The following is a 22,737-nucleotide window of genomic DNA, read 5'->3' on the forward strand; positions in this document are numbered from 1 at the left end:
CAAGATTGGGTATGTCACCTTGATGCAATATTTCAACCATTATTTCAACCACAACCGCTCACCCTCTCCTAATTAAAGGGAAGACTAGGGGAGACCAAGATTTGATTAACGGTAATGTTTACATCTGGTAGGGCGAGAATTGTTAAATTTTGACCCGCTGTGAATTTTCGCCTCAGCTGATAACCTGTATCTGTCGGTTGTTGATAAACTTCGACAATTTGTGAGTTAATATCTACTAACCAAACTTCCATGATCTTTGCTTGTGCATATAAGGGGATTTTCTCCTCTCGGTCATACATGACAGTAGAATCACTCACCTCAATTAATAAAAAAATATCCTCAGCTTGGGGGTGTGCGGTTTCATAAAAATCATCTCGGTGTTTGAGTAATGCCACATCTGGCTGAGGTTCTGAGTTATTATTTAATACAACGGGATTTTGAGCAGCAACTATTACCTGTTTCCCTAACAACTGCACCAACAAATTCACTAGTCGATTTACACAAGCTGCGTGTTTTGTCCCAATGGGCGACATCTCCAGAATTTCTCCCCGAATCAGTTCTACTCGGTCATTCTCTGTGAGAATTTCCGACTCAACCATTTTGTGATATTCCTCAACTGTAAATTTCCGTCTTAGCAATTGCACAGACATGATTACCTCTACTTTTTCGCCAGAAGACGATTAACAAAATAATATAACAAAATAATATAAATATGGAGCTAAGCGGATTCGAACCGCTGACCCCCTCAATGCCATTGAGATGCGCTACCAACTGCGCTATAGCCCCGAGTCATGCTTTATTATAATCCCTGAAGATTTGACTTTTGTCAAGCTGGATTTATGATTAATCTCTAATTCTTCAGGATTTTTTAAGACAATTGTAACAAATAGGTCATACAATGCCCCATGAGAAAATAAACAACTAACATAGCCGCCGCCGCCATGGCCACTAAGCCCCCAGCCAGCATTAAGGAAAACTCCTTATGCTGTACGGCTTTTTCCATTAGGTGCAAAGACCAGGCCACTAGTGCGATGTCAAATAATAAAATTACAACCAACATAACATTTCTTCATATTTATTCATACTTATACACCAATCTTAACACTATTTCAGAAAACTGGATTGAACTTGTGATAAATCTGGTTAAATTTCCCTAAAATTTTGAACCTTAAGATAACAACCTGACTGGTACCGAGCGATCGCGTAAATACTCCTTAATTTCCCCCACACTTAATTGGCCGTAATGTAGTAATGATGCGAGTAACGCCGCTTCCGCCTTCCCCTGAGTTAAGGCAGTGTAGATGTGTTCACAATTACCAGCGCCACCGGAAGCAATCACAGGAACTTGTACAGATTCCGCGATCGCCCGCGTCAGTGCTAAATCATAGCCAGCTTGAGTTCCGTCAGCATCCATACTCGTTACTAGTAATTCTCCTGCGCCGCGTTTTTCCACTTCCTGTGCCCAAAGTAAGGCATCTAAACCAGTATTTTCCCTACCACCGCGGACGTAGACATCCCAGCCCGGATTTTCCGGGGCAATTCTGCGCCTGGCATCAATAGCAACAACTATGCACTGATTACCAAAGCGATCGCTAGCCCGATTAATCAAGTCTGGATCACGTACCGCTGCCGAATTAATACTAACCTTATCCGCCCCGGCTCGTAACAAAGCTTTAACATTTTCTAAGGATTGAATCCCACCACCCACAGTCAAAGGAATAAACACCTGTTCAGCAGTGCGGTAAACCACATCAATAATTGTGTCCCGATCTTCATGAGTAGCGGTAATATCGAGAAACACTAACTCATCAGCACCAGCCTCATTGTAAACTTTAGCCAGTTCCACCGGATCCCCCGCGTCTTTGAGATCGACAAAGTTAACTCCTTTAACAACCCGTCCCGCCTTCACATCTAAGCAAGGTAAGATTCTTTTAGACAACATAATAAATTTTTCACTCCTGGCTAATCATCTGGAATTTAAATTCTAAATTGACCTGTGTAATTCTCAGCAAAAAAAATTTTTTTTGCTCTAGCCATGGTGGTTTAATCCTCAAACAGTCCTGAACTCAAGGTTGATAGCTGAATTATGGCGATAATCTCCTCGAAAAAACAGCCTCAAGAACCCAACGGGAAACCAAATCAGCCTACCCCGCGTCGCAGTGCATCTGACCAGAAGATTTTGCAACCGTCGGTAACAACTGACGAACAAAGTCACCCAGAAGAGAGTATCAGACCACAGCGATTTGCCGACTACATTGGACAGAAAGACTTAAAGGACGTGCTAGATATTGCCATCAAAGCAGCTAAATCAAGGGGTGAGGTGGTAGATCACTTACTGCTATATGGCCCTCCAGGATTGGGAAAAACAACAATGGCAGTAATTCTAGCATCGGAAATGGGAGTAAACTACAAAATTACCAGCGCCCCCGCCCTAGAACGTCCCAGAGACATTGTAGGCTTACTGGTCAACCTCAAACCTGGGGATGTCCTGTTTATTGATGAGATTCACCGCCTTTCCCGGATGACAGAAGAAATTCTCTATCCAGCCATGGAAGATTATCGCTTAGATATCACCGTTGGTAAAGGTTCTGGCGCTCGCATTAGAAGTATACCACTGAACAAATTTACCCTAGTGGGAGCCACAACCCGTGTAGGCGCTCTCACCTCACCCCTCCGCGATCGCTTTGGCTTAGTGCAGAAACTGCGGTTTTATGAAGTTGAGGAACTCAGCCAAATTATTTCCCGCAGCGCCGAGTTACTCAAAACCGCCATAGCAGCAGATGGTGCCACAGAAATTGCTCGCCGTTCCCGAGGTACCCCCCGGATTGCTAATAGATTACTTAAACGAGTCCGTGATTACGCCCAAGTCAGAATATCAGGTAAGATTACAGCAACCGTCGCCGCCGAAGCACTGGAACTATTTCAAGTAGACCCCTGCGGTTTAGATTGGACAGACCGCCGGATGTTGAGTGTGATCATTGAACAATTCAACGGCGGCCCAGTAGGATTAGAAACAATTGCCGCCGCTACCGGTGAAGATACCCAAACCATTGAAGAAGTTTATGAGCCTTACCTGATGCAAATTGGCTATTTAAGCCGCACTCCCAGGGGACGCACCGCCACCACCGCCGCCTACAAGCATTTGGGACTCAAGCCCCCTAATGAACAGTTATCTATGCTGTAATTGGGGGAAAATAAGGAAACTGAGAACTGGAAATTAAGGTAAATCTGGATGGTAAAATTAATTAGTATTTTGTTGAGTTTATTACTAGTATTCACCTGGAGTACACCAGCCATGGCAGTATCCCCAGGAGCTACTATTACTCAAGAACAGCTAGAACAAGGCAATCAACTAGCTAATAAAGCTTTAGCAGCTACAAATAAAGGTGATTTTGCCACTGCGGAAATTTACTGGACACAAATTATTGAGCAGTTTCCCACTAATGCAGGTGCATGGAGTAACCGGGGAAACTCCCGGGTCAGTCAAAATAAATTAGCAGCAGCACTCACAGATTACAACAAAGCTATAGAATTAGCCCCCGATGCAACTGACCCCTATTTAAACCGTGGTGCAGCCTTGGAAGGGTTGGGCAAATGGCAAGAGGCGATCGCCGATTATAATCATATATTAGAATTTGACCCTAATGATGCCATGGCATACAATAACCGCGGTAATGCCAAATCGGGTTTAGGACAATGGCAAGAGGCGATCGCCGACTATCAAAAATCCGTAGAAATAGCCCCTAACTTTGCATTTGCGCGGGCTAACTACGCCCTGGCCCTGTATGAAACCGGTCAAACCGACGCCGCCATCCACGAAATGAAAAACATAGTCCGCAAATATCCTAAATTTGCTGATATGCGCGCCGCCCTCACCGCCGCTTACTGGGTAAATGGTAACAAAGGGGAAGCCGAAAGTAACTGGGTAGCAGCCTATGGCCTGGATAATCGTTACAAAGATATGAACTGGGTGCAAAATATCCGCCGTTGGCCGCCTAGGATGGTAGCAGCTTTAGATAAATTTTTGCACCTTGAGTAATTACCATCGCACAACAGAAATTTTAGCTCCATGGGGGTGGTGCGATAGCATATGGCTTACACCACGCTACCCTATGGGGGTATTATGTCAAACTATACTCATCCGTACTGAGGAGTCACACCACACCCCCACGGTTTTAAACTGAACTATTCTCAGGTAATAGCTGATGTTGCTGACGCCGCCCCTTAATAACCATCTGTACCCCTCCTTTGGGGCCAAACAGTAAGCCTTTACGTATTGGTTGCACTGGCCGACTATCCGCTAATTGCATTTGCCAATTAGACACCACTGTGGCCAAAACCAATTTCATTTCAAACAGGGCAAAAGCCATACCCAAACAGCGGCGGTTACCACCGCCAAAGGGTAAATATTCAGAAGGTGAAAACTGCCTTTCTAAAAAACGCTCTGGCTTAAATGTGAAAGAATCAGGGTATAAATCTTCCCGATGATGGGTTAAATAAACACAGGGGATTAATAAAGTCCCAGGAGCAAACTGATATTCTCCAATTTGTAGCGGTGATTTGACTAATCTAGTCAAAGTATTTATAGCTACTGGGTAAATACGTAAAGTCTCCGAGCAAACAGCATTCAAATAAGGTAAGCGAAAAATAGCATTGGGTTCAGGGTGTTCTCCGAGAGTTTTTAACTCTTGCAATAATTTTTCCCTCACATGTGGCTGTTTGTGAATCCAGTATAAAGCCCACGTCAGTGATGTAGCGGTAGTTTCGTGACCCGCGATTAATAAAGTCATCAACTCATCACGTAACTCCAAATTCGTCATTGCCTCACCCGCTTCATCACGAGTAGCCATCATCAAAGATAAAATATCAGTCCGAGATGAATCAGGCTGTGCTTTGCGTTCTTGAATTTCCGCATAAATAAGTTGATCAATTTGCTGGCGTAAACTTAGAAACTCGCCCCAAGGACTCCACAGACCTAAATCCCGTCGCAGTGATGGAAACAGGAGTATCAATGCTCTCAACGCAGGTCTTTTGGGGTTGAGGATGGTAATTAACATCTGCTTGAGTTGTTCGTAACGTTCCCCTTGCGCCAAACCAAATACAGCCTTTAAAATCACTTGAAAGGAAATGGACTGCATGGATGAGAGGATAGAAATTGTTTCCCCCACTTGCCATTTATTACTCACTTCCTGAGTAATTTCACGAATTAACTGACCATAAGCTAACATACGTTCCCCATGAAAGGGGGGTGCTAACAGCTTGCGTTGTCGTTGGTGTGGCTTACCATCTAAGGCCAGTAATGATTGACTTCCTAATAAAGGCGCTTGAAAGCCAGTAGCGGCACCAGAGTCTAAATGTTTGGGGTCGGTACTAAAAATCTGCTGAATCCCTTGAGGGTGGCTTACGAATACTTGCGGCTTAAAAAGAGGGCCGATGCGGAGAGTGAAAATATCACCATAGGTTTTAGCGCAGTCTTCTAGATATTCCAAAGGGCTACTCAGCCATCGGTATGTCTGTAGCCAAGGGTGAGTTTGGGGGCCATCAGGTAGTTGAAGTGCAGACATTTTGATTATTTTCCCAATAATTGGAGCAAAAATTTGATCAGGTAGTCATTCATGCACCGATTTCTGGATTAATCTGAAAACAAGAATCTCATTCGAGATTCCTATTAATTCTACATTTTCAATTTTAAATTTCCCCGGTTTCCTGTAATTCTAGTATTTTGAGGGCAGTTAGTTGTTCGACGTTACTTAAAACTACCGCTGCACCTGCTGTTAGTAAAGTTTGAGTATAAGCATGACTATGGGCGGCTGTGTCTTGAACGTGGGGCGGTAAAATTCCTACACCAATCCAATTCCGGTGAGGATGAATTTCTCTAGCTTTGTTGACGGTATACATATCAGCTACAGTATCTCCCACATAGATAATTGTTAGATTATTAACTGGATTTCCTAACAGTTCCACGGTGGCAAACAGTCCTGTAGGGTCTGGTTTACCCGGTGCGTCTTCCATGGCAATTAACACTGGTGACTGTAAACCCAGACGTTTTTGTAAAACATAGGTAGCAGAACCACGGGTAGCACCACTAAAAAATCCCCAAGCAATTCCAGCGGTGGTGAGGTTTTCTAAATAACTCGGTTGTAATAATAAGGGTTCGTTACATATATACCCTGTCCAGTTCTCTGGGTCTGTACCGCGATAACGAGATTGGAAAAAGGCAACTATGGCATTGTAATGTAGTTGTAACTGCTGGCGAGTTTTCCCTTGGGATTCACAGTAGCGGTAAATAAATTCTTGGGAAGCTTCCCAATCATTATTCCATAGTCCTTCAGATTTGAGCTGATCTATGTCTTGGGGTGTGGGACGATAGGCGCTGTTGGTGAAATGCTCCACAGTATCCGCTAAAGCCCGACGGTAGGAGTTAGCAACATCCCTGACTACGCCGTCAATATCGAAAACAACAACAGTTTTTACTGAAGATTTTGCCATCATAGGAGATTTTCTATCTTATGAGGTTATGGTAGAGCAATTTGTGACCACTATTTAGTCAATAGGTGAGGTATTGCGTTAGAATAAGCGATCGCATAGCACATACATTGTAAGAATCCCCTGATATTCCCCGGAGGTGTGATTGACCCAATTTATTCTGAAAATTCTGTGGTTAGATGAAAACGTTGCCCTAGCAGTGGATCAAGTTGTAGGCAAAGGTACAAGTCCTTTGACTAAGTACTTTTTCTGGCCTCGCAATGATGCCTGGGAAGAGTTAAAAAAGGAATTAGAAGCTAAACACTGGATTAGTGATTTAGATCGCGTCGAATTGCTCAATAAAGCTACAGAAGTGATTAACTACTGGCAAGAGGAAGGCAGAAGACGACCGATGGCAGAAGCTCAATTGAAATTCCCTGAAGTTGCTTTTACAGGTAGCGCCTAAATATTACTTATGTTTTTAGATACAGTAAGTTGACTGCGGACAAGTACTATATAAATCACAAAAAGACTTGTGGGGTGGGTAGGAAAGCCCGCCCTTCTCAGCCCATAAAATTTGCTGTATCTTGAAATGAGCAGCGCCCCAGGCGCTGTTTTTACGATTGGGAATGCGTATGAGCAACGGATTTCTCACCCATAGGCACTTGCTAGCCACAATACAAAGCTTAAACAAAATATTATCTGTAATTTAGCTTGATCGACAAATAGAAAGACTACAATCAAAACGGACAAATTAGCACTGTAACAAAGGAGGATTACAAAGCTATGTCCGATTTAAACCGAGGAATTATGAAATTCAAGGGTGCCGATTCCCCCAGAGTAGTCACCATCTCTACTGTGCTACTGTTGGGTTCCATTGCCGCCTTAATTATATGGGCTTTACAAGCCGCCTATGCGCTAAACTAAGCCATTAGGAACTAAGATGGACACTGGCAACAACGGTTGATTCCGCAGCCACGTGTCCACCGACCAAGATAGATTAAAACGTCTTCGCTACCATAATGATTCAATCTTGGGGTGTCCTCGTTATTTTAATTGCTTGTCCCCTCTTGGGGTCTTTGCCAATTATTGCTTGGATTACCTATGCCCTGAAGGGTAGAAAATTATCACAAATTGGTACTAAAAACATCAGTGTTTCAGCCGCTTTTTATCACGGCGGCACATGGGTAGGAATCCTGGCGGTTATTTCAGAAGCCCTCAAAGGCATGGGGGCAGTTTTGCTGTGCCGTGTGTTTTTTCCCCCTGGATCCCCTTGGGAATTAATTGCTCTAATCGGCCTAGTCTTAGGGAGATATGGGGTGGGTAGAGGGGCTGGAACAACCAATGTTGTTTGGGGGATCCTGGTACATGATCCGCTGGTGGCAATATTTACAAGTTTATTGGCTATTATCAGTTTTATAGTTCTGCGATCTAGGCAATGGGTAAAATTCGGAGTTTTATTCCTGTTTCCTTGGTTGATGTTACTCCTGAATATTGAGGATATACCCAAAATAATGGCGGCTGTGACCCTAGCGGGAGTATTGGGGTGGATTTATACAAAAATTCCCGATGACCTGAATTTACCAGCACCGGAGACTGATGCAGAGTCACAAGCAGCTTTTGCATATTTACGCGGGAATCACCGGATTTTTTGTTTAGATGACGAGTTGGATGCAAATGTGGTGGGACACAAAGCCGCGACATTATCTGAAATTAATCGCTGGGGCTATCCAGTACCTAAAGGATGGGTAATTTCCCCGGTTGATGATCCGGAAAATTTGATGGCAATTATTCAGCCTTCTAATCTGTCTCCTTTGGTGGTGCGCTCCTCTGCTATCGGAGAAGACTCTGAACAAGCTTCTGCAGCCGGACAGTATACAACAATTTTGAATGTTACTACCACCGAGCAATTACGAGATGCGATCGCCCAAGTTCAAGCTTCTTACAATCATCCGTCTGCTGTACAATATCGTCGCGATCGCGGTTTACCAGATATGGCCATGGCTGTGCTGGTACAACAACAAATTCCCAGTGTGTATTCTGGTGTAGCTTTCAGTCGTGATCCCATTAGCCAACAGGGGGATGCAATTGTAATTGAGGCTTTACCAGGTAGTCCCACTCAAGTGGTTTCCGGTAAGGTGACACCAGAACAATATCGCGCCTTTGTGGTGGAAACAGAGAATGTTTCCTCTGTGCAAGTGGTGGGGGAAATGTCTCGGCGGGAAGTAGAAGTACCACAAGCGTTAATCAAACAAGTAGCATATTTAGTCCGCCAACTAGAAAAACAGTATCGCGGGTTACCCCAAGATATGGAGTGGACTTATGATGGTCAAAATCTCTGGGTTTTGCAGTCTCGACCTATTACTACTCTATTGCCGATCTGGACGAGGAAAATAGCCGCCGAGGTCATTCCTGGTGTGATTCATCCGTTAACTTGGTCGATTAATCGCCCCTTAACTTGCGGAGTTTGGGGAGATATTTTTACTGTGGTTTTGGGCGATCGCTCCTGGGGATTGGATTTTACAGACACTGCTACTCTCCACTATTCCCGGGCCTATTTTAATGCTTCCCTGCTAGGAGAGATTTTTTTACGGATGGGTCTACCACCAGAAAGTCTGGAATTTCTCACCAGGGGGGCGAAGATGAGCAAACCGCCCTTAAAGTCCACTTGGGATAATTTACCAGGGTTAATGCGGTTACTCACCCGAGAACTGAGCTTAGAAAAAGACTTTAAGCGGGATTATAGTAAAAAGTTTCTGCCTAGTTTGTCAGAATTAGCACATGAATTAATAGAAGAACTGACAGCAGCCCAGTTATTGGAGAGAATAGATTATATTCTGGAATTACTACGCACTGCAACTTATTACAGCATTTTAGTACCCTTGAGCGTGGCTTTAAGACAGGGGATTTTTCGCGTTAAAGACGGGGAAATTGATCACAGTATAGCTCCGGAGGTAGCAGCATTGCGATCGCTGACTGCTTTAGCGGCACAGGCGAAACAGCAATTACCTGACTCGAAACCGGATCAAGTCTTTGAAGAATTGGCGCAAACACCAGAAGGAGAGAAAATTCTCGATGAATTTAACCAATTGCTGGAAGATTACGGTTATTTGAGCGATGTGGGCACAAATATTGCTGTTCCTACCTGGAAAGAAAACCCCCAACCCATCAAGGACTTGTTTTTACAGTTATGGCAAAATGCAGCAGAGACAGACAAACCGGTGAAGTTGACAAAGCGCAAACGGGGGGTAGTACAGCGACGAGTAGATATTAAAGGACAAGTTACCGAAATTTATTCTCGTTTCTTAGCTGAATTGCGGTGGCGATTTTTAGCTTTAGAGCAAGCTTGCTTAAAATCCGGCTTAATCCAGCAAAGTGGGGATATCTTTTTTCTAGAGTTGAACGAAGTCCGGCGTTTAGTAGCAGGTGATGATATTGAACTGAGGGAAGATTTATCTGAGATAGTAGAATTTAGGCGATGGCAATTCCAGCAAGATACTGAATTTCATCAAATCCCCCTTTTAGTTTATGGTCATACACCACCCCATCCCCTTCCTCCCTCCCCACTGTACTCAGACCAAGTATTACAGGGTATCCCCGCTAGCCACGGTCAAGCGGAGGGTCGGATTAAGATAGTACGAGACTTGCAAGAATTACCAGAAGTAGACAGCCACACAATATTGGTAGTACCTTATACAGACTCAGGCTGGGCACCTTTGTTAGTTAGAGCAGGAGGCTTAATTTCAGAAGCGGGTGGAAGACTGTCTCACGGTGCTATCGTAGCTCGTGAATACGGTATTCCCGCCGTTATGGATGTTTATAATGCTACAGTGAGACTAAGAGATGGGCAACGGGTACGCATAGATGGGTCAAGAGGAATTATCGAATTGTCTAACAAGTTGAGATCAGATTGAAGGAGTGTGTTCTGGTTTCCAGTCAGCAGTTGAGTCCTCCGTGATCTGAGCTAATGCCAGAACCGCAAAATCTTGGTAAGCTGATGTCTAATATCTACAGCACTAAGATTGAGATGATTTAATCCCAACGCTGTATTTTCAGAGAACCAACTAGAAAATGGCTCTTAATCAATCCAGTCTCAAAGAGGATAGTGATGTCGGTGGGAATACGCTACAATTGGCAGAAAGCAGAGATTCAGGCGATATACAACCAGCCATTCCTAGAGCTGATTTATCAGGCTGCTAGCGTGCATCGTCAATATCATGACCCCAGAAAAATACAGGTTTGTAAGCTGATATCAATCAAAACTGGCGCTTGTCCCGAAGATTGTAGTTACTGCGCCCAGTCTTCCCGTTATAAAACTGAGGTAAAGCCCCAAGCACTGCTAGAAAAGGAAACAGTTGTTAACATTGCTCAACAAGCTAAAGCACAGGGTGTGAGTCGGGTTTGTATGGGTGCTGCTTGGCGGGAGGTGCGGGATAATTCGCAATTTGAAACAGTGCTGGACATGGTAAAAGAAGTCACGGATATGGGTCTAGAGGTGTGCTGTACTCTGGGAATGCTCAACACAGACCAGGCCAAACGCCTAGAAGCGGCCGGACTATATGCTTATAATCATAACTTGGATACTTCCCAGGAATATTACAATACTATTATTACCACGAGAACTTATGGCGATCGCCTCAATACAATTGACAATGTAAGACAAACAAACGTCACTGTTTGTTCTGGGGGTATCCTGGGTTTAGGTGAAACTGTCGAGGATCGCGTGGGGATGTTACAGACACTGGCGAATTTACAACCTCATCCCGAGTCAGTACCGATTAATATTCTGTCCCAAGTCCCGGGTACACCCCTAGAAAATCAGCCAGATGTCCCCATTTGGGAAGTGGTGCGCATGATTGCTACAGCCAGAATTATTATGGCAACTTCTGATGTGCGTCTGAGTGCTGGTAGGGCGAGACTTTCTCAAGTGGAACAAGCTTTATGTTTTATGGCTGGGGCTAATTCTATTTTTTCCAGCGATGATCATAAAATGCTCACAGTCACTACCCCCTGTCCAGATTACGACGCTGACAGACAAATGCTAAATTTGCTGGGGTTAGAAATGCGTCCCCCCCAGCAAAGACCCCAACAAGTGACAACTCCCGCAGTTGTGGGATAAACCCACCCCCAACCCCTCCCCCAAGGGAGGATGGGAGCGGCAAAAAATAGGGTAATTCTGGAAAACCCAGAATCACCCCAGTTTTACTGAAACTGCAACCAAAGTTAGTTAAGCAAAAGCAGCAGTTTTGACATCGTTGTTTGTCAAAATCGCCTGCAATTCCTCAGCATCTACTGTTTCTTTCTCCACCAGCATTTTGGCGATTTCATCCAGAATGTGGCGGTTGTTAACCAATACTTCCTTAGCACGCGTATAGGCTACATCAACGAGTTTACGCACTTCTTCGTCAATAGCAGCAGCAGTTTCTTCGGAGAAATCACGCTCTGACATGATATCTCTGCCTAAGAACATATTACCTTGCTGACGACCTAAAGCCACTGGACCGAGGCGATCGCTCATACCAAAGCGGGTAATCATCTGACGGGCCACACGGGCTACTTGTTGCAAGTCGTTAGAAGCACCTGTGGTAACTTCTTCATCACCAAAGATTAATTCTTCAGCCAGACGACCGCCTAAAGCTACCGCCATTTGATTTTCCAGATAAGCACGGCTGTACAACCCTGTATCCATGCGGTCTTCACTGGGAGTAAACCAAGTCAAACCACCAGCACGACCGCGGGGAATAATGCTGATTTTTTGTACTGGGTCATAATCGGGCATTAAAGCACCCACTAAAGCGTGACCAGCTTCGTGATATGCTACTAGGGTTTTGCGCTTTTCGCTCATTACCCTATCTTTTTTCTCAGGTCCAGCTAAGACGCGATCAATGGCATCATTGATTTCATCCATAGCAATTTCAGTTAAATTGCGCCGTGCTGCTAAAATTGCAGCTTCGTTGAGCAAGTTGGATAAATCCGCACCGGTAAACCCAGGAGTCCGACGGGCGATTTTATCCAGGTCTACATCCTTGGCTAAGGTCTTACCACGGGCGTGAACTTTAAGAATTTCGCTACGTCCTGAATAGTCGGGACGGTCTACAACCACCTGACGGTCAAAACGACCAGGACGCAACAGAGCAGCATCTAAGACATCAGGACGGTTGGTAGCGGCAATAATGATAATACCGGTATTGCCTTCAAAACCATCCATTTCGGTGAGTAACTGGTTGAGGGTTTGTTCCCGTTCATCGTTACCACCGCCTAAACCTGCACCCCGTTGACGACCTACCGCGTCAATTTCATCGATAAATACAATACAGGGGGCGTTGGTCTTAGCTTGCTCAAACAAATCGCGGACGCGGGAAGCACCCACACCTACGAACATTTCTACAAACTCAGAACCGGAGATAGAAAAGAAGGGTACACCAGCTTCACCAGCTACAGCACGAGCCAAGAGGGTTTTACCTGTACCAGGAGGACCTACTAACAATACACCTTTAGGAATTTTTGCCCCTACTGCGGTAAAGCGGTCGGCGTTTTTGAGAAAGTCTACTACTTCGTTTAATTCCAGTTTGGCTTGGTCAATACCGGCGACATCACCGAAGGTAACTTGAGTTTGGGGTTCCATTTGCACTCTGGCTTTGGATTTACCAAAGTTCATTGCTTGGTTACCAGGACCACTTTGAGCGCGGCGTAGTAAGAAGAATAAGCCAACCAGAAGTAATACAGGGAAGAATAAACTGCTCAGTGCCTTAAACCAAAATCCTTCATCAGTTTGGGGGAGAACAGAAATATCAACGCCCTTGTCACTCAAATTAGTGATTAAGTCAGGGTCATTGACTAAATTCACAATCTTTTTGTCACCGTCTCTGGAGGTAACAAGTGCTGTAGAGCGGTCTGCACTCAGACTGACTCTATCTACTCTGCCTTTGTCAACTTCTTGAATAAATTGACTGTATCGCCATGTTTCTCTGGTTTGAGGTTGTTTGTCAAAGAATGCTGTTCCTAAAGCGATGACAACTATAAAAAGCAGTGCATAAAGCCCCGCATTTCTCCATCTTTTATTCACTGAGGTCTATCCTCCTGTATTTTGTGTGAGTTAGCGTAGCTTCTCTAATATGAGAGGGCATTATTAAGAATTATGTTAACTTATCTTAAGGTATAACATAACATGACGGCTGTCATGTTAGAAAAGCTCTCTGATTTGTTCCAAACTAAAATGGTAAGGATTATATTGTAGAGACCCTATAGGCTGGTGAACCGTATGTATGGGGATAATTTCTACCACACTATTAGTGTAGGCGATCGCTTCAAATCCCCTGACTAATTCGGCATTCCAGGGCGACTCATGCACCATGGGCAGATGATTGAGCAATTGCGATCGCACAATTCCCGGTAATATTCCCTCTGTGAGTGGTGGTGTCCACCAACTACCATTTTGCCAGCCCCAAAGGTTACCTGTGGTAGTTTCAAGCCAATTACCTGCGCCATCGATGAAAATGGCCTCCTGAGAATTTAACTGTTGGGCGTGAGTCCTCGCTAACCAACCACTGAGGTAGTTACCAGTTTTATGAGCAGGAAGACTGCGATACAAGTTCGACATTGCCAAAGTTGTGGTAATACCGTGTTTTTGCTTGGTGATTAAATCTGGTGGTAATAACCTCCCGCTTATCCACTCCCTCCCATCTGCAAACAGGGTAATTCTGAGAATGGGGAAATTTTCCGCCAGAATTTCTGCACCTTGACGCACCAGATTCCAGCTTGGTTCTCGCCAACCAAAAGCTTGTACTGATAACAGTAGGCGACGGCAATGTGCCACCCAGTTAGTTAAACTACTATCGAGGCTTTGCTCATAAACCCGCACTGTTGTAAATACCGTAGCCCCATAAAGTAACCCCGGGTCGTGAATATCTAATTCTAGGGTTTGAGATTCTCTGAGTTTGCCATGGTACCAATAAATAAAACTAACCTCCCTGGGGGTTAAACCTACTACTTGAGATCATCCTAATAAATCAGCGCGGGGTTTAAAAGTTTCTATTTCCCGCAGTTTTTCATAAAGTTCCCGTTCTTCAGGTGTGATACTTTTAGGTGTAACAATTTGAATTTCTACTAATTGATCGCCACGTTTACCATTTTCCCCGGGGTAGCCTTTATTTGCTAACCGCAGTCTTTGACCACTCCTCACACCCGGAGGGATAGTCATTTTCACAGGGCCATCTAAAGTCGGTGCTTCTACTTGTCCTCCTAAAACCGCTTCACAGGGAGTGACTGGAACTTGGCAAAATATATTGAACCCTTCTAGTTTAAATAGCCCATGGGGCAATACTGTTATTTTCAAGTAGAGGTCACCACCACCAATACCTTGATTGCGTAACCGGATACTTTGACCTGTTACCATAGCTGGGGGCATATTTACTTCCAGCGATCGCCCATCTTCTAGGCGAATCCGTTCTTTGCCACCTTCATAAGCTTTTTCCAGTGGTAAAGTTAATCTAGCTTCAATATCTCGGCGGGGTGTGCGCGGTGGGCTTTTAGGAACCGTATACTCAACCCGACTTTTAGGAGAACGAAATGGATCGCTTTTGGTACTACTACTAACATTTCTGGTGTCTTGACGACCCCCTACACCAATGACTTGATTAATAAAACTCTCAAAATCGGAAAATTGTTCGGGATTTACATCTTCAGTGGTGCTGCGACCATTGGAGGAACCAGACCAGCTTTTAGATTTGGGTGCTTTGCTAGCAGTAAAACCTTTTTGTTTCCAGTAGCGGCTAAATTGGTCGTATTGCGATCGCCTGGCTGTATCAGAAAGGACTTCGTAAGCCTCACCGATATCTTTAAACTTTTCCTCTGCGGCTTTATTTCCCGGATTGAGATCCGGGTGATATTGTCTTGCTAACCGGCGATAAACCTTTTTAATTTCTTCACCGGAAGCATCCTTAGGTACTCCTAAAATTTCATAGTAATCGCGAAAATTCTGCAAATTTTGCATAGTTCAGTTATTTTACTTTTAATTGTAGTAATAGGGACTGATGACTGTTAAATATTGACTAATAACTACAACCAATCATCGTCATCATCATCCCAGTTATCCTGGTAACTTGGTCGAGAAGGCTTGCGAGAGGAACGCTGATCATAGTCTGGGTAGCGACTATCTTTGCTGTAACCCCTATCGTAGTCTCTGTTGTAATTTTTGCCATAGGAATCACGTTCGCGATATGTATCACGGGAAAAATTGGGTTCCCGTTCCTTATCACCGCCTGTAAAAATGTCACGAATCGTCCCAAACAAGTCTTCCTCTTCGTCCTCAGCATAATACTCCCGAACTTCTCGGTTTAGTTCATATAAAGCATCTTGTAAGTCAGCATAGGCTTGATCAATGCCGCGATCTTCATTTTCCTGGAGACTCTCACGCAGTTCCCGACAAATACTATCAATTCGCTGGCGGCGATTGCGGGCAAACTGCATACCAAATTCCAGTGCCACTTCTCTGAGTTGGCGTTCTGCCTGTAAAATCAAAGCCTCAGAACGAGTGCGTTTTTCTACTCTTTCTTTGCGTTCTCGGTCAACATCCGCGTATTTTTGAGCATCCTGAATCATGCGATTTACTTCTGATTCACTCAAAGTAGAAGCCCCTTGAATTGTGATACTTTGTTCTCGTCCGGTGGTTCTATCAAGGGCTGTCACCTGCAAAATACCGTTAGCATCAATATCAAAAGATACTTGAACCTGGGGAATTCCTCTTGGTGCTGGGGGGATGCCATAGAGCTTAAAACGTCCCAGTGATTTGTTATTTGATGCCATTTCCCTCTCACCCTGGACTACGTGAATTTCCACACTGTTTTGGTTATTTTCTGATGTAGAGAAAATATCAGAACGGCGCACTGGGATAGTAGTGTTACGGGGGATGAGTTTTTTCATCACACCGCCAATGGTTTCCAGTCCCAAAGATAATGGTGTCACATCCAAAAGCAGCACGTCTTTGAGTTCACCCGCCAGAATACCGGCTTGAATAGCAGCACCTATTGCCACCACCTCATCAGGATTAACATTTTCGTTAGGTTCTATCCCAATTAAGTCACGCACTAACTGCTTCACCATTGGTATGCGTGTAGAACCACCAACTAGTACCACTTCTTCAATATCTACCGGTGAGAGTCCAGAATCTTTGAGTGCGCGTTTAACTGGTGTACGTAAACGTCCCATCAAGTCCACACACAAACCCTCAAACTGAGAACGAGTCAGGCGAGTCTCTAGATGTTTAGGGCCGTCCTCCGTAGCAGTGATGAAGGGTAAGTTAATTTCGGTGACGCTGACAGCGGAAAGTTCAATTTTCGCCTTTTCTGCGGCTTCCATAAGGCGTTGTAAAGATTGCCGCTCGCGTCTTAAATCTACCCCTTCAGCCTCCAGAAATTTATCTGCTAACCAATCTACTATTTGTTTGTCAAAGTCATTACCACCTAGTTGAGTATCTCCACTGGTAGCTTTAACTTCAAAAATGCCATCACCAACTTCCAAAATTGAGACATCAAAAGTCCCACCACCCAAGTCAAAAACAAGGATAGTTTCAGTTGCACCCCGATCTAATCCATAAGCCAAAGATGCGGCTGTAGGTTCATTAAGAATCCGCAACACTTCTAAACCAGCAATTCTGCCAGCATCGCGGGTAGCCTGTCGTTGAGAATCATTAAAATAAGCGGGAACCGTAATTACCGCCCCTGTCACGGTTTCCCCCAAATAGCGACCAGCATCGTCTGCCAATTTTTTGATCACCATGGCGGAAATTTCTTCTGGGGCGAAATCCTTTTTCAGACGTGGACAGGGAATTGTCACATTACCTAATTCGTTTTTACGGATAGTATAAGGTACACGCTTAGATTCCTGGCTGAGTTCATTATACTGCCGCCCAATAAAGCGTTTAACCGCAAAAAATGTATTTTGGGGGTTGAGAACAGTTTGCCGTCTGGCCATTTGCCCAACAACCCTTTCGCCTTCTTTGCTGAAGCCGACAACAGAGGGGGTTGTGCGCATTCCTTCTGCATTGGCAATCACCACCGGCTTGCCACCCTCCATTACGGCGACTACTGAGTTGGTTGTACCCAAGTCGATGCCGACTACCTTGCCCATGGGTTACTCTTCTCCTAGTGTGTCTTGTACGTTTAATTTAATTATGCGGTACTACCTCTAGTTGTTGGATATTGGATGAAAACACCTCAATGGTATGATAGTCATTGTTAAGGTAAGAAGTAGAGGAGTTTAAGCTTGAGGAGCTAGTTGCAACACTAGGATAACATTGACAATGCTAAGTATGTCCAAGTAGCTGAAATCTTATCTTTGTCATCCCCTACCCCCCAAACCAGAGAGATTGAGGTTATCCATTGACAGGGCATTTTCAGGAATCCTCACGACTGATAAAACCCTCCACCACCAGGGGTTTCAATCACAAAAACATCTCCTGGCTGCATCTGCACTGTTGCTGTGCTGCCTAAATCCTCTTGTGTTCCATCTTGATGCTGTATCCAGTTGCGCCCCACCTGACCAGGTTCTCCCCCATTTAATCCAAAGGGAGGAACACGGCGATGTCCAGACAGAATATTAGCTGTCATTGCTTCAAGGAACTTGATCCGGCGAATCACGCCGTTACCACCTGAATATTTGCCTTTACCCCCGCTATTGGGACGTAAACAAAAGCTTTCTAACAAGACGGGATAACGAGTTTCTAAAATTTCTGGGTCTGTCAAGCGGGAGTTAGTCATGTGGGTTTGAACTGCATCAGTACCATCAAAGTTAGCCCCTGCGCCGGAACCACCGCAGATGGTTTCATAATATTGATAACGCTCATTACCGAAAGTAAAATTATTCATCGTTCCCTGAGAAGCAGCACTCACACCCAACGCACCATATAAAGCATCAACGATGTTTTGTGATGTCTCTACATTGCCTGCTACAATTGCGGCTGGGTAGCTGGGGTTGAGCATACAGCCTTCAGGAATGACAATTTCTAAAGGTTTCAGACACCCGGCATTCAGGGGGATACTATCATTAACTAGAGTGCGGAAGACGTATAAAACCGCTGCTTGAGTTACAGCCTTGGGGGCATTAAAATTACTGCTTAGTTGCCCAGATGTGCCGGTAAAATCAATTGTTGCACTGCGATTTTTTTTGTTTATTATCACTTTAACTTCGATTTTGGCCCCGCTATCTATTTCATAAATGAATGATCCATCTTTGAGGGCTTCAATTGCTCTTCTTACTGATTCATCGGCATTATTTTGAACAAATTTCATGTATGCTTGGACAGTTTCCAGTCCATATTGAGCAACCATTCTCTGTAATTCTTTGACTCCCCTTTCATTGGCTGCAATTTGTGCTTTAAAATCAGCTAGATTTTGTTGGGGATTACGAGCGGGATAAAGATGATTAGAGAGTAAATTTCTTACTTGGGTTTCTTGAAAAATTCCTTGTTCAACTAAAAGAAAATTATCAAATAAAATCCCTTCTTCTTCTACTGTTGTACTGTGGGAAGGCATGGAACCAGGAGTAATACCGCCAATATCGGCTTGGTGTCCGCGAGAAGCAACGTAGAACAGCGCATTGGTCAGGGTAGAGGGCAAAGTGTCATCTAAAAATACGGGGGTAATAGCTGTGACATCTGGGAGGTGTGTTCCACCGTTATAGGGGTTGTTGGATAGATAGACATTACCTGGTTGGATGGTGTCGCCTTTGTCATTGATTAAACTGCGGACGCTTTCACTCATTGACCCTAAATGTACGGGAATATGAGGAGCATTAGCGACTAATAATCCTGAAGAATCGAAAATAGCACAGGAGAAATCTAATCTTTCTTTAATGTTCACTGATGCCGCAGTATTTTGCAGCACAATCCCCATTTGTTCGGCGATGAATTGATAGAGATTTTTGAATATTTCTAAACGGACTGGATCTGGTTTATTTGTGGCGTACATTTTTAATTTATCTTCTTTGAGATTAAAGGTAAATTTACAGATGAATTTGATTTTTTAACTAAGATACACGTTGTAAAATTAAATGATTCCAATCATTTAATTTTGCTTGCCACTTAGGTTCAACCACAATTGTACTAATCTTTTCCACAATAATAGCCGGACCATTTATTAAATCTCCCACTTGTAAATCTTCACGGCGGTAGACTGGGGTATCATGCCATTTTTCCCCAGTGAATATCTTAACTATTTCCACCGATTCAGGGGGTGATTCTATAGGACGAGTACGACTAATTACAGGTTCTTCGGGAGTATCCATTTTCTGAATTACTTCTACGAAAATAGATTCTACAATCAAGGGCTTGTCGGGTTGAATGAAACCATAGCGAGATTTATGTTCATCTATAAATGCTGTGTGCATGACCATGACATCTGAATTGAAATCAATGCTTAAAGTAGAATTAGTCCCCTCATATTTCACATCCAGTTTTTGAATTACTGTTGCTTCAACGCTACTTTCATTTTGACTGAGTTCACTTCTTGCTTGGGTTTCTAATGACTCCCTCAACTGCATTAACTGAGGTATTAAGTCTTGATTTAAAGGCTGTTCTACTCCTGCTACTCTGGTGGCTCTCACATCAGCTAGTCCCATACCATAGGCGGAAAGAACACCAGCATAAGGATGCAGAAATATCTGTTTCATCCCTAAAGTATCCGCAATTAAACAGGCGACTTGTCCACCAGCACCACCAAAACAGCAAAGTACATATTGGGTGACATCATAACCTCGTTGTAGACTGATTTTTTTAATAGCATTAGCCATATTTTCCACAGCGATCGCCATAAATCCGGCTGCTACTTGTTCGGGTGTAAGGTAATTTCCTGTAACAGTGGTAATCTCTTGTGCTAATTGCTGGAATTTCTGGATGACAATATCTTTATCTAAAGGTAAATTGCCATCAGCACCAAAGACGGAGGGGAAATATTGAGGATGTATCTTACCTAACATGACATTTGCATCTGTCACCGTTAAAGGTCCACTCTGACGATAACAAGCCGGGCCGGGATTTGAGCCAGCGGATTTTGGTCCGACACGATAGCTAGAACCATCGAAGATGAGAATGGAACCACCACCAGCTGCAATAGTGTGAATTGATAATACGGGAACTCGCATTCGCACTCCCGCAATTTCAGAATCTAATTGGCGTTCATACTCCCCTTTAAAATGGGCGACATCTGTACTGGTTCCCCCCATATCAAAGGTAATTACTAGATTAAAACCTGCTCTTTTACTAGTTTGAACTGCACCGACAATACCGCCTGCAGGTCCACTTAAAATACTGTCTTTTCCCTGAAATTGTGCTGCTGCTACTAAGCCGCCGTCAGACTTCATAAACATTAATCTAACATTTGGTAATTGGCTGGCTACTTGGTTGACATAGCGGCGCAAAATTGGGGTTAAGTAGGCATCTACGACAGTTGTATCTCCTCGACTGACTAGTTTGATTAATGGGCTAACTTGGTGAGATACAGAAATTTGTGTAAAGCCAATTTCCTCGGCAATGGCTGCTACTTGTTGCTCATGCTGGGGATAGCGATCGCTGTGCATAAATACAATCGCACAACTGCGAATACCTGTATGATAAACTGCTTGTAAATCCTGTTGTAATTGTGTAATATTAACAGGTGTTAATTCGTTGCCATGAGCATCATAGCGTTCTTCTACCTCAATCACTTGTTCATAAAGCATCGTTGGTAAGATGATGTGACGGGCAAAAATATCAGGGCGGTTTTGGTAGCCAATACGCAGGGCATCTTTAAACCCTTTGGTAATCAGTAGGACTACTCGATCTCCTTGCCTTTCTAACAGTGCATTGGTGGCGACAGTTGTCCCCATTTTGACTACTTCTATGGCTGTATTGGGAATGGGTTCATGAGTTGAAAGACCCATAATATCCCGAATACCTTGGATAACTGCATCTTGATATTGTGTGGGATTCTCTGAAAGTAATTTGTAGACAATAACCCATTCTTGAGGTTTCAGAGGAACGATCAAAAAACGTTCTGTATGCCCTGAGAGCCGATCTATAATTGTCTGGCTATTAGTGACAGCAATAATATCTGTGAATGTACCACCGCGGTCAGCAAATACTTTTAACATTTATCAATTTACCCTATGGTATATAATCAGAAGATTTATAATATAGCCTTTTTCAGGCTCATGAAGTACACACCTATTCCCTATTCCCTATTCCCTGTTCCCTCAAACTAAAAAAATTGTACCTCACGAGCATGGGAAATGCTATAATCTATGTAAGAATTGATATATCTGGTAACTGGCGCAAGTATTGATTAATTTCTACAGATGCAGCAATTCCAGAAATCATGGCATCTTCAGTAAGATTACCACCACACCAATCACCACAACATACTAAAGGTAGGGGACTTTGGGCAGATAATACAGCATGTGGCCAGGGACGACTGGGAAAAGCGTAACGCCAGCGATGTACTTGCATCCAGTCTGGTGTTGCTAGCCAAGGAAGCCCCAAACTGTGGGCTGCGGTTTGCAACATCTCCTGTGCAACGGCTTGTAAATCTGGGGTTTCTAAATGTAGTTGGGCAAAATTAGCGCTACTTTGTAAGACAAATACAGGTTGTTGAGGATGGGGGCGTTTGCTGCTGTCTAAACCCATCCATCCCAAAACCGGCTCATCTGTAAATTTCCGCTCCTTCCAAGGTGGTAGTGGGGATGTAGGGGGATATCCTGCGATCGCACTAATACAAGGATAAAATTCTACAGAGGTCAAACTATCCAAAAATGCTTTACCCAAAATATGTTCGCCCAATGGGGACAAAAGTGCCAAAGCCTGGGGAGCGGGGATAGCGAGAACTATGGCTGTGGCTGTTAATTCGGCGCTAGATTCAAGAGTCAGACACCAAGTATTTGCGGAATGAGGGTGAATGGCTGTGACCCGCTGATTCAGTTGGATTTCTAAACCTTGGGCGAGAAACTTACCAATGGTACTCATTCCCGCGGGTGCAATATAACGGGGTTGAGGCTGATCTTGCCATAGCTCTAGGATATGGCGATCGCATAAAGATTGTACCAAATTTGCGAATAATTCACCTTGAGGCTGTAAATAACAAGCCCCATGGTCTGCCCAAGTTCCATGTAATCGACGGGTAGCGAGTCGTCCCCCGAAACCACGGGACTTTTCAAGGACTACAACCGAGTATCCAGCCTCAGTTAAACGTTGAGCGCATATTAAACCTGCCATTCCGGCACCAATTATGGCAATATCAGTCATAA

The 22,737-nt window shown here is 44.0% G+C and carries 18 protein-coding genes and 1 tRNA gene; 6 read left to right on the forward strand and 13 right to left on the reverse strand.

Going from position 1 to position 22,737, the window contains the following annotated elements:
- Window positions 1–68: 68 nt before the first annotated feature.
- The 4 genes from PN457_RS00300 to hisF form a co-directional block, all read right to left on the reverse strand.
- Window positions 69–650: a Uma2 family endonuclease gene (locus PN457_RS00300; protein WP_271730542.1), complete on the reverse strand. Its 582-nt coding sequence runs from the start codon at window positions 648–650 to the stop codon at window positions 69–71.
- A gap of 63 nt (window positions 651–713) precedes the next feature.
- Window positions 714–786, reverse strand: a tRNA-Ala gene (locus tag PN457_RS00305).
- Between the two features lie 82 nt (window positions 787–868).
- Window positions 869–1,060 carry a hypothetical protein gene (locus PN457_RS00310; protein WP_200988426.1) on the reverse strand — a complete coding sequence of 64 codons (192 nt, stop codon included), beginning with the start codon at window positions 1,058–1,060 and terminating at the stop codon, window positions 869–871.
- 108 nt (window positions 1,061–1,168) lie between these two features.
- A complete protein-coding gene (gene hisF / locus PN457_RS00315; RefSeq protein ID WP_271730543.1) occupies window positions 1,169–1,942 on the reverse strand; it encodes an imidazole glycerol phosphate synthase subunit HisF in 774 nt (257 codons plus the stop codon).
- A gap of 144 nt (window positions 1,943–2,086) precedes the next feature.
- Here hisF and ruvB point away from each other — a divergent pair, with 144 nt between their 5' ends.
- Together ruvB and PN457_RS00325 are read left to right on the forward strand one after the other, a co-directional pair.
- Window positions 2,087–3,184, forward strand: coding sequence for a Holliday junction branch migration DNA helicase RuvB (gene ruvB / locus PN457_RS00320; RefSeq protein ID WP_271730544.1), 1,098 nt, complete (start codon window positions 2,087–2,089; stop codon window positions 3,182–3,184).
- 48 nt (window positions 3,185–3,232) lie between these two features.
- On the forward strand, window positions 3,233–4,039 hold the full coding sequence (locus PN457_RS00325) for a tetratricopeptide repeat protein (protein WP_271730545.1): 807 nt from the start codon (window positions 3,233–3,235) through the stop codon (window positions 4,037–4,039).
- Window positions 4,040–4,175: 136 nt separating this feature from the next.
- On the opposite strand, the gene PN457_RS00330 is transcribed toward PN457_RS00325, so the two are convergent.
- Together PN457_RS00330 and PN457_RS00335 are read right to left on the reverse strand one after the other, a co-directional pair.
- The gene (locus PN457_RS00330) at window positions 4,176–5,564 is read right to left on the reverse strand and encodes a cytochrome P450 (protein WP_271730546.1); all 1,389 of its coding nucleotides are present in this window, start codon (window positions 5,562–5,564) and stop codon (window positions 4,176–4,178) included.
- 124 nt (window positions 5,565–5,688) lie between these two features.
- Entirely contained in the window at window positions 5,689–6,492 is an 804-nt protein-coding gene (locus PN457_RS00335) for a TIGR01548 family HAD-type hydrolase (RefSeq protein ID WP_271730548.1), read from the reverse strand.
- A gap of 139 nt (window positions 6,493–6,631) precedes the next feature.
- Between PN457_RS00335 and PN457_RS00340 the strand changes: the two genes are divergently transcribed.
- From PN457_RS00340 to bioB, 4 genes are all read left to right on the forward strand, one after another.
- Complete coding sequence (locus tag PN457_RS00340) at window positions 6,632–6,931, forward strand: 30S ribosomal protein PSRP-3 (protein WP_200988431.1); 300 nt, start codon at window positions 6,632–6,634, stop codon at window positions 6,929–6,931.
- Window positions 6,932–7,251: 320 nt separating this feature from the next.
- Entirely contained in the window at window positions 7,252–7,392 is a 141-nt protein-coding gene (locus tag PN457_RS00345) for a hypothetical protein (RefSeq protein ID WP_271730551.1), read from the forward strand.
- Between the two features lie 95 nt (window positions 7,393–7,487).
- Window positions 7,488–10,379, forward strand: a complete 2,892-nt coding sequence (locus PN457_RS00350) for a glycerol-3-phosphate acyltransferase (RefSeq protein ID WP_271730553.1) — start codon at window positions 7,488–7,490, stop codon at window positions 10,377–10,379.
- Between the two features lie 194 nt (window positions 10,380–10,573).
- Entirely contained in the window at window positions 10,574–11,584 is a 1,011-nt protein-coding gene (bioB, locus tag PN457_RS00355) for a biotin synthase BioB (protein WP_271730556.1), read from the forward strand.
- A gap of 108 nt (window positions 11,585–11,692) precedes the next feature.
- On the opposite strand, the gene ftsH3 is transcribed toward bioB, so the two are convergent.
- From ftsH3 to PN457_RS00390, 7 genes are all read right to left on the reverse strand, one after another.
- The gene (ftsH3, locus tag PN457_RS00360) at window positions 11,693–13,531 is read right to left on the reverse strand and encodes an ATP-dependent zinc metalloprotease FtsH3 (RefSeq protein ID WP_271730558.1); all 1,839 of its coding nucleotides are present in this window, start codon (window positions 13,529–13,531) and stop codon (window positions 11,693–11,695) included.
- A 117-nt stretch (window positions 13,532–13,648) separates the two neighbouring features.
- Window positions 13,649–14,422: an aminotransferase class IV gene (locus PN457_RS00365; protein ID WP_271730592.1), complete on the reverse strand. Its 774-nt coding sequence runs from the start codon at window positions 14,420–14,422 to the stop codon at window positions 13,649–13,651.
- 39 nt (window positions 14,423–14,461) lie between these two features.
- Window positions 14,462–15,457: a J domain-containing protein gene (locus tag PN457_RS00370; protein ID WP_271730560.1), complete on the reverse strand. Its 996-nt coding sequence runs from the start codon at window positions 15,455–15,457 to the stop codon at window positions 14,462–14,464.
- Between the two features lie 65 nt (window positions 15,458–15,522).
- Window positions 15,523–17,592, reverse strand: a complete 2,070-nt coding sequence (gene dnaK, locus PN457_RS00375; RefSeq protein WP_271730561.1) for a molecular chaperone DnaK — start codon at window positions 17,590–17,592, stop codon at window positions 15,523–15,525.
- A 275-nt stretch (window positions 17,593–17,867) separates the two neighbouring features.
- Window positions 17,868–19,430, reverse strand: a complete 1,563-nt coding sequence (locus PN457_RS00380) for a hydantoinase B/oxoprolinase family protein (protein ID WP_271730562.1) — start codon at window positions 19,428–19,430, stop codon at window positions 17,868–17,870.
- Window positions 19,431–19,488: 58 nt separating this feature from the next.
- On the reverse strand, window positions 19,489–21,588 hold the full coding sequence (locus PN457_RS00385) for a hydantoinase/oxoprolinase family protein (RefSeq protein WP_271730563.1): 2,100 nt from the start codon (window positions 21,586–21,588) through the stop codon (window positions 19,489–19,491).
- Window positions 21,589–21,736: 148 nt separating this feature from the next.
- Complete coding sequence (locus PN457_RS00390) at window positions 21,737–22,735, reverse strand: NAD(P)/FAD-dependent oxidoreductase (RefSeq protein ID WP_271730565.1); 999 nt, start codon at window positions 22,733–22,735, stop codon at window positions 21,737–21,739.
- Between the last annotated feature and the right edge of the window lie 2 nt (window positions 22,736–22,737).

It is taken from the genome of Anabaenopsis arnoldii (assembly GCF_028331025.1).
GTDB lineage: Bacteria > Cyanobacteriota > Cyanobacteriia > Cyanobacteriales > Nostocaceae > Anabaenopsis > Anabaenopsis arnoldii.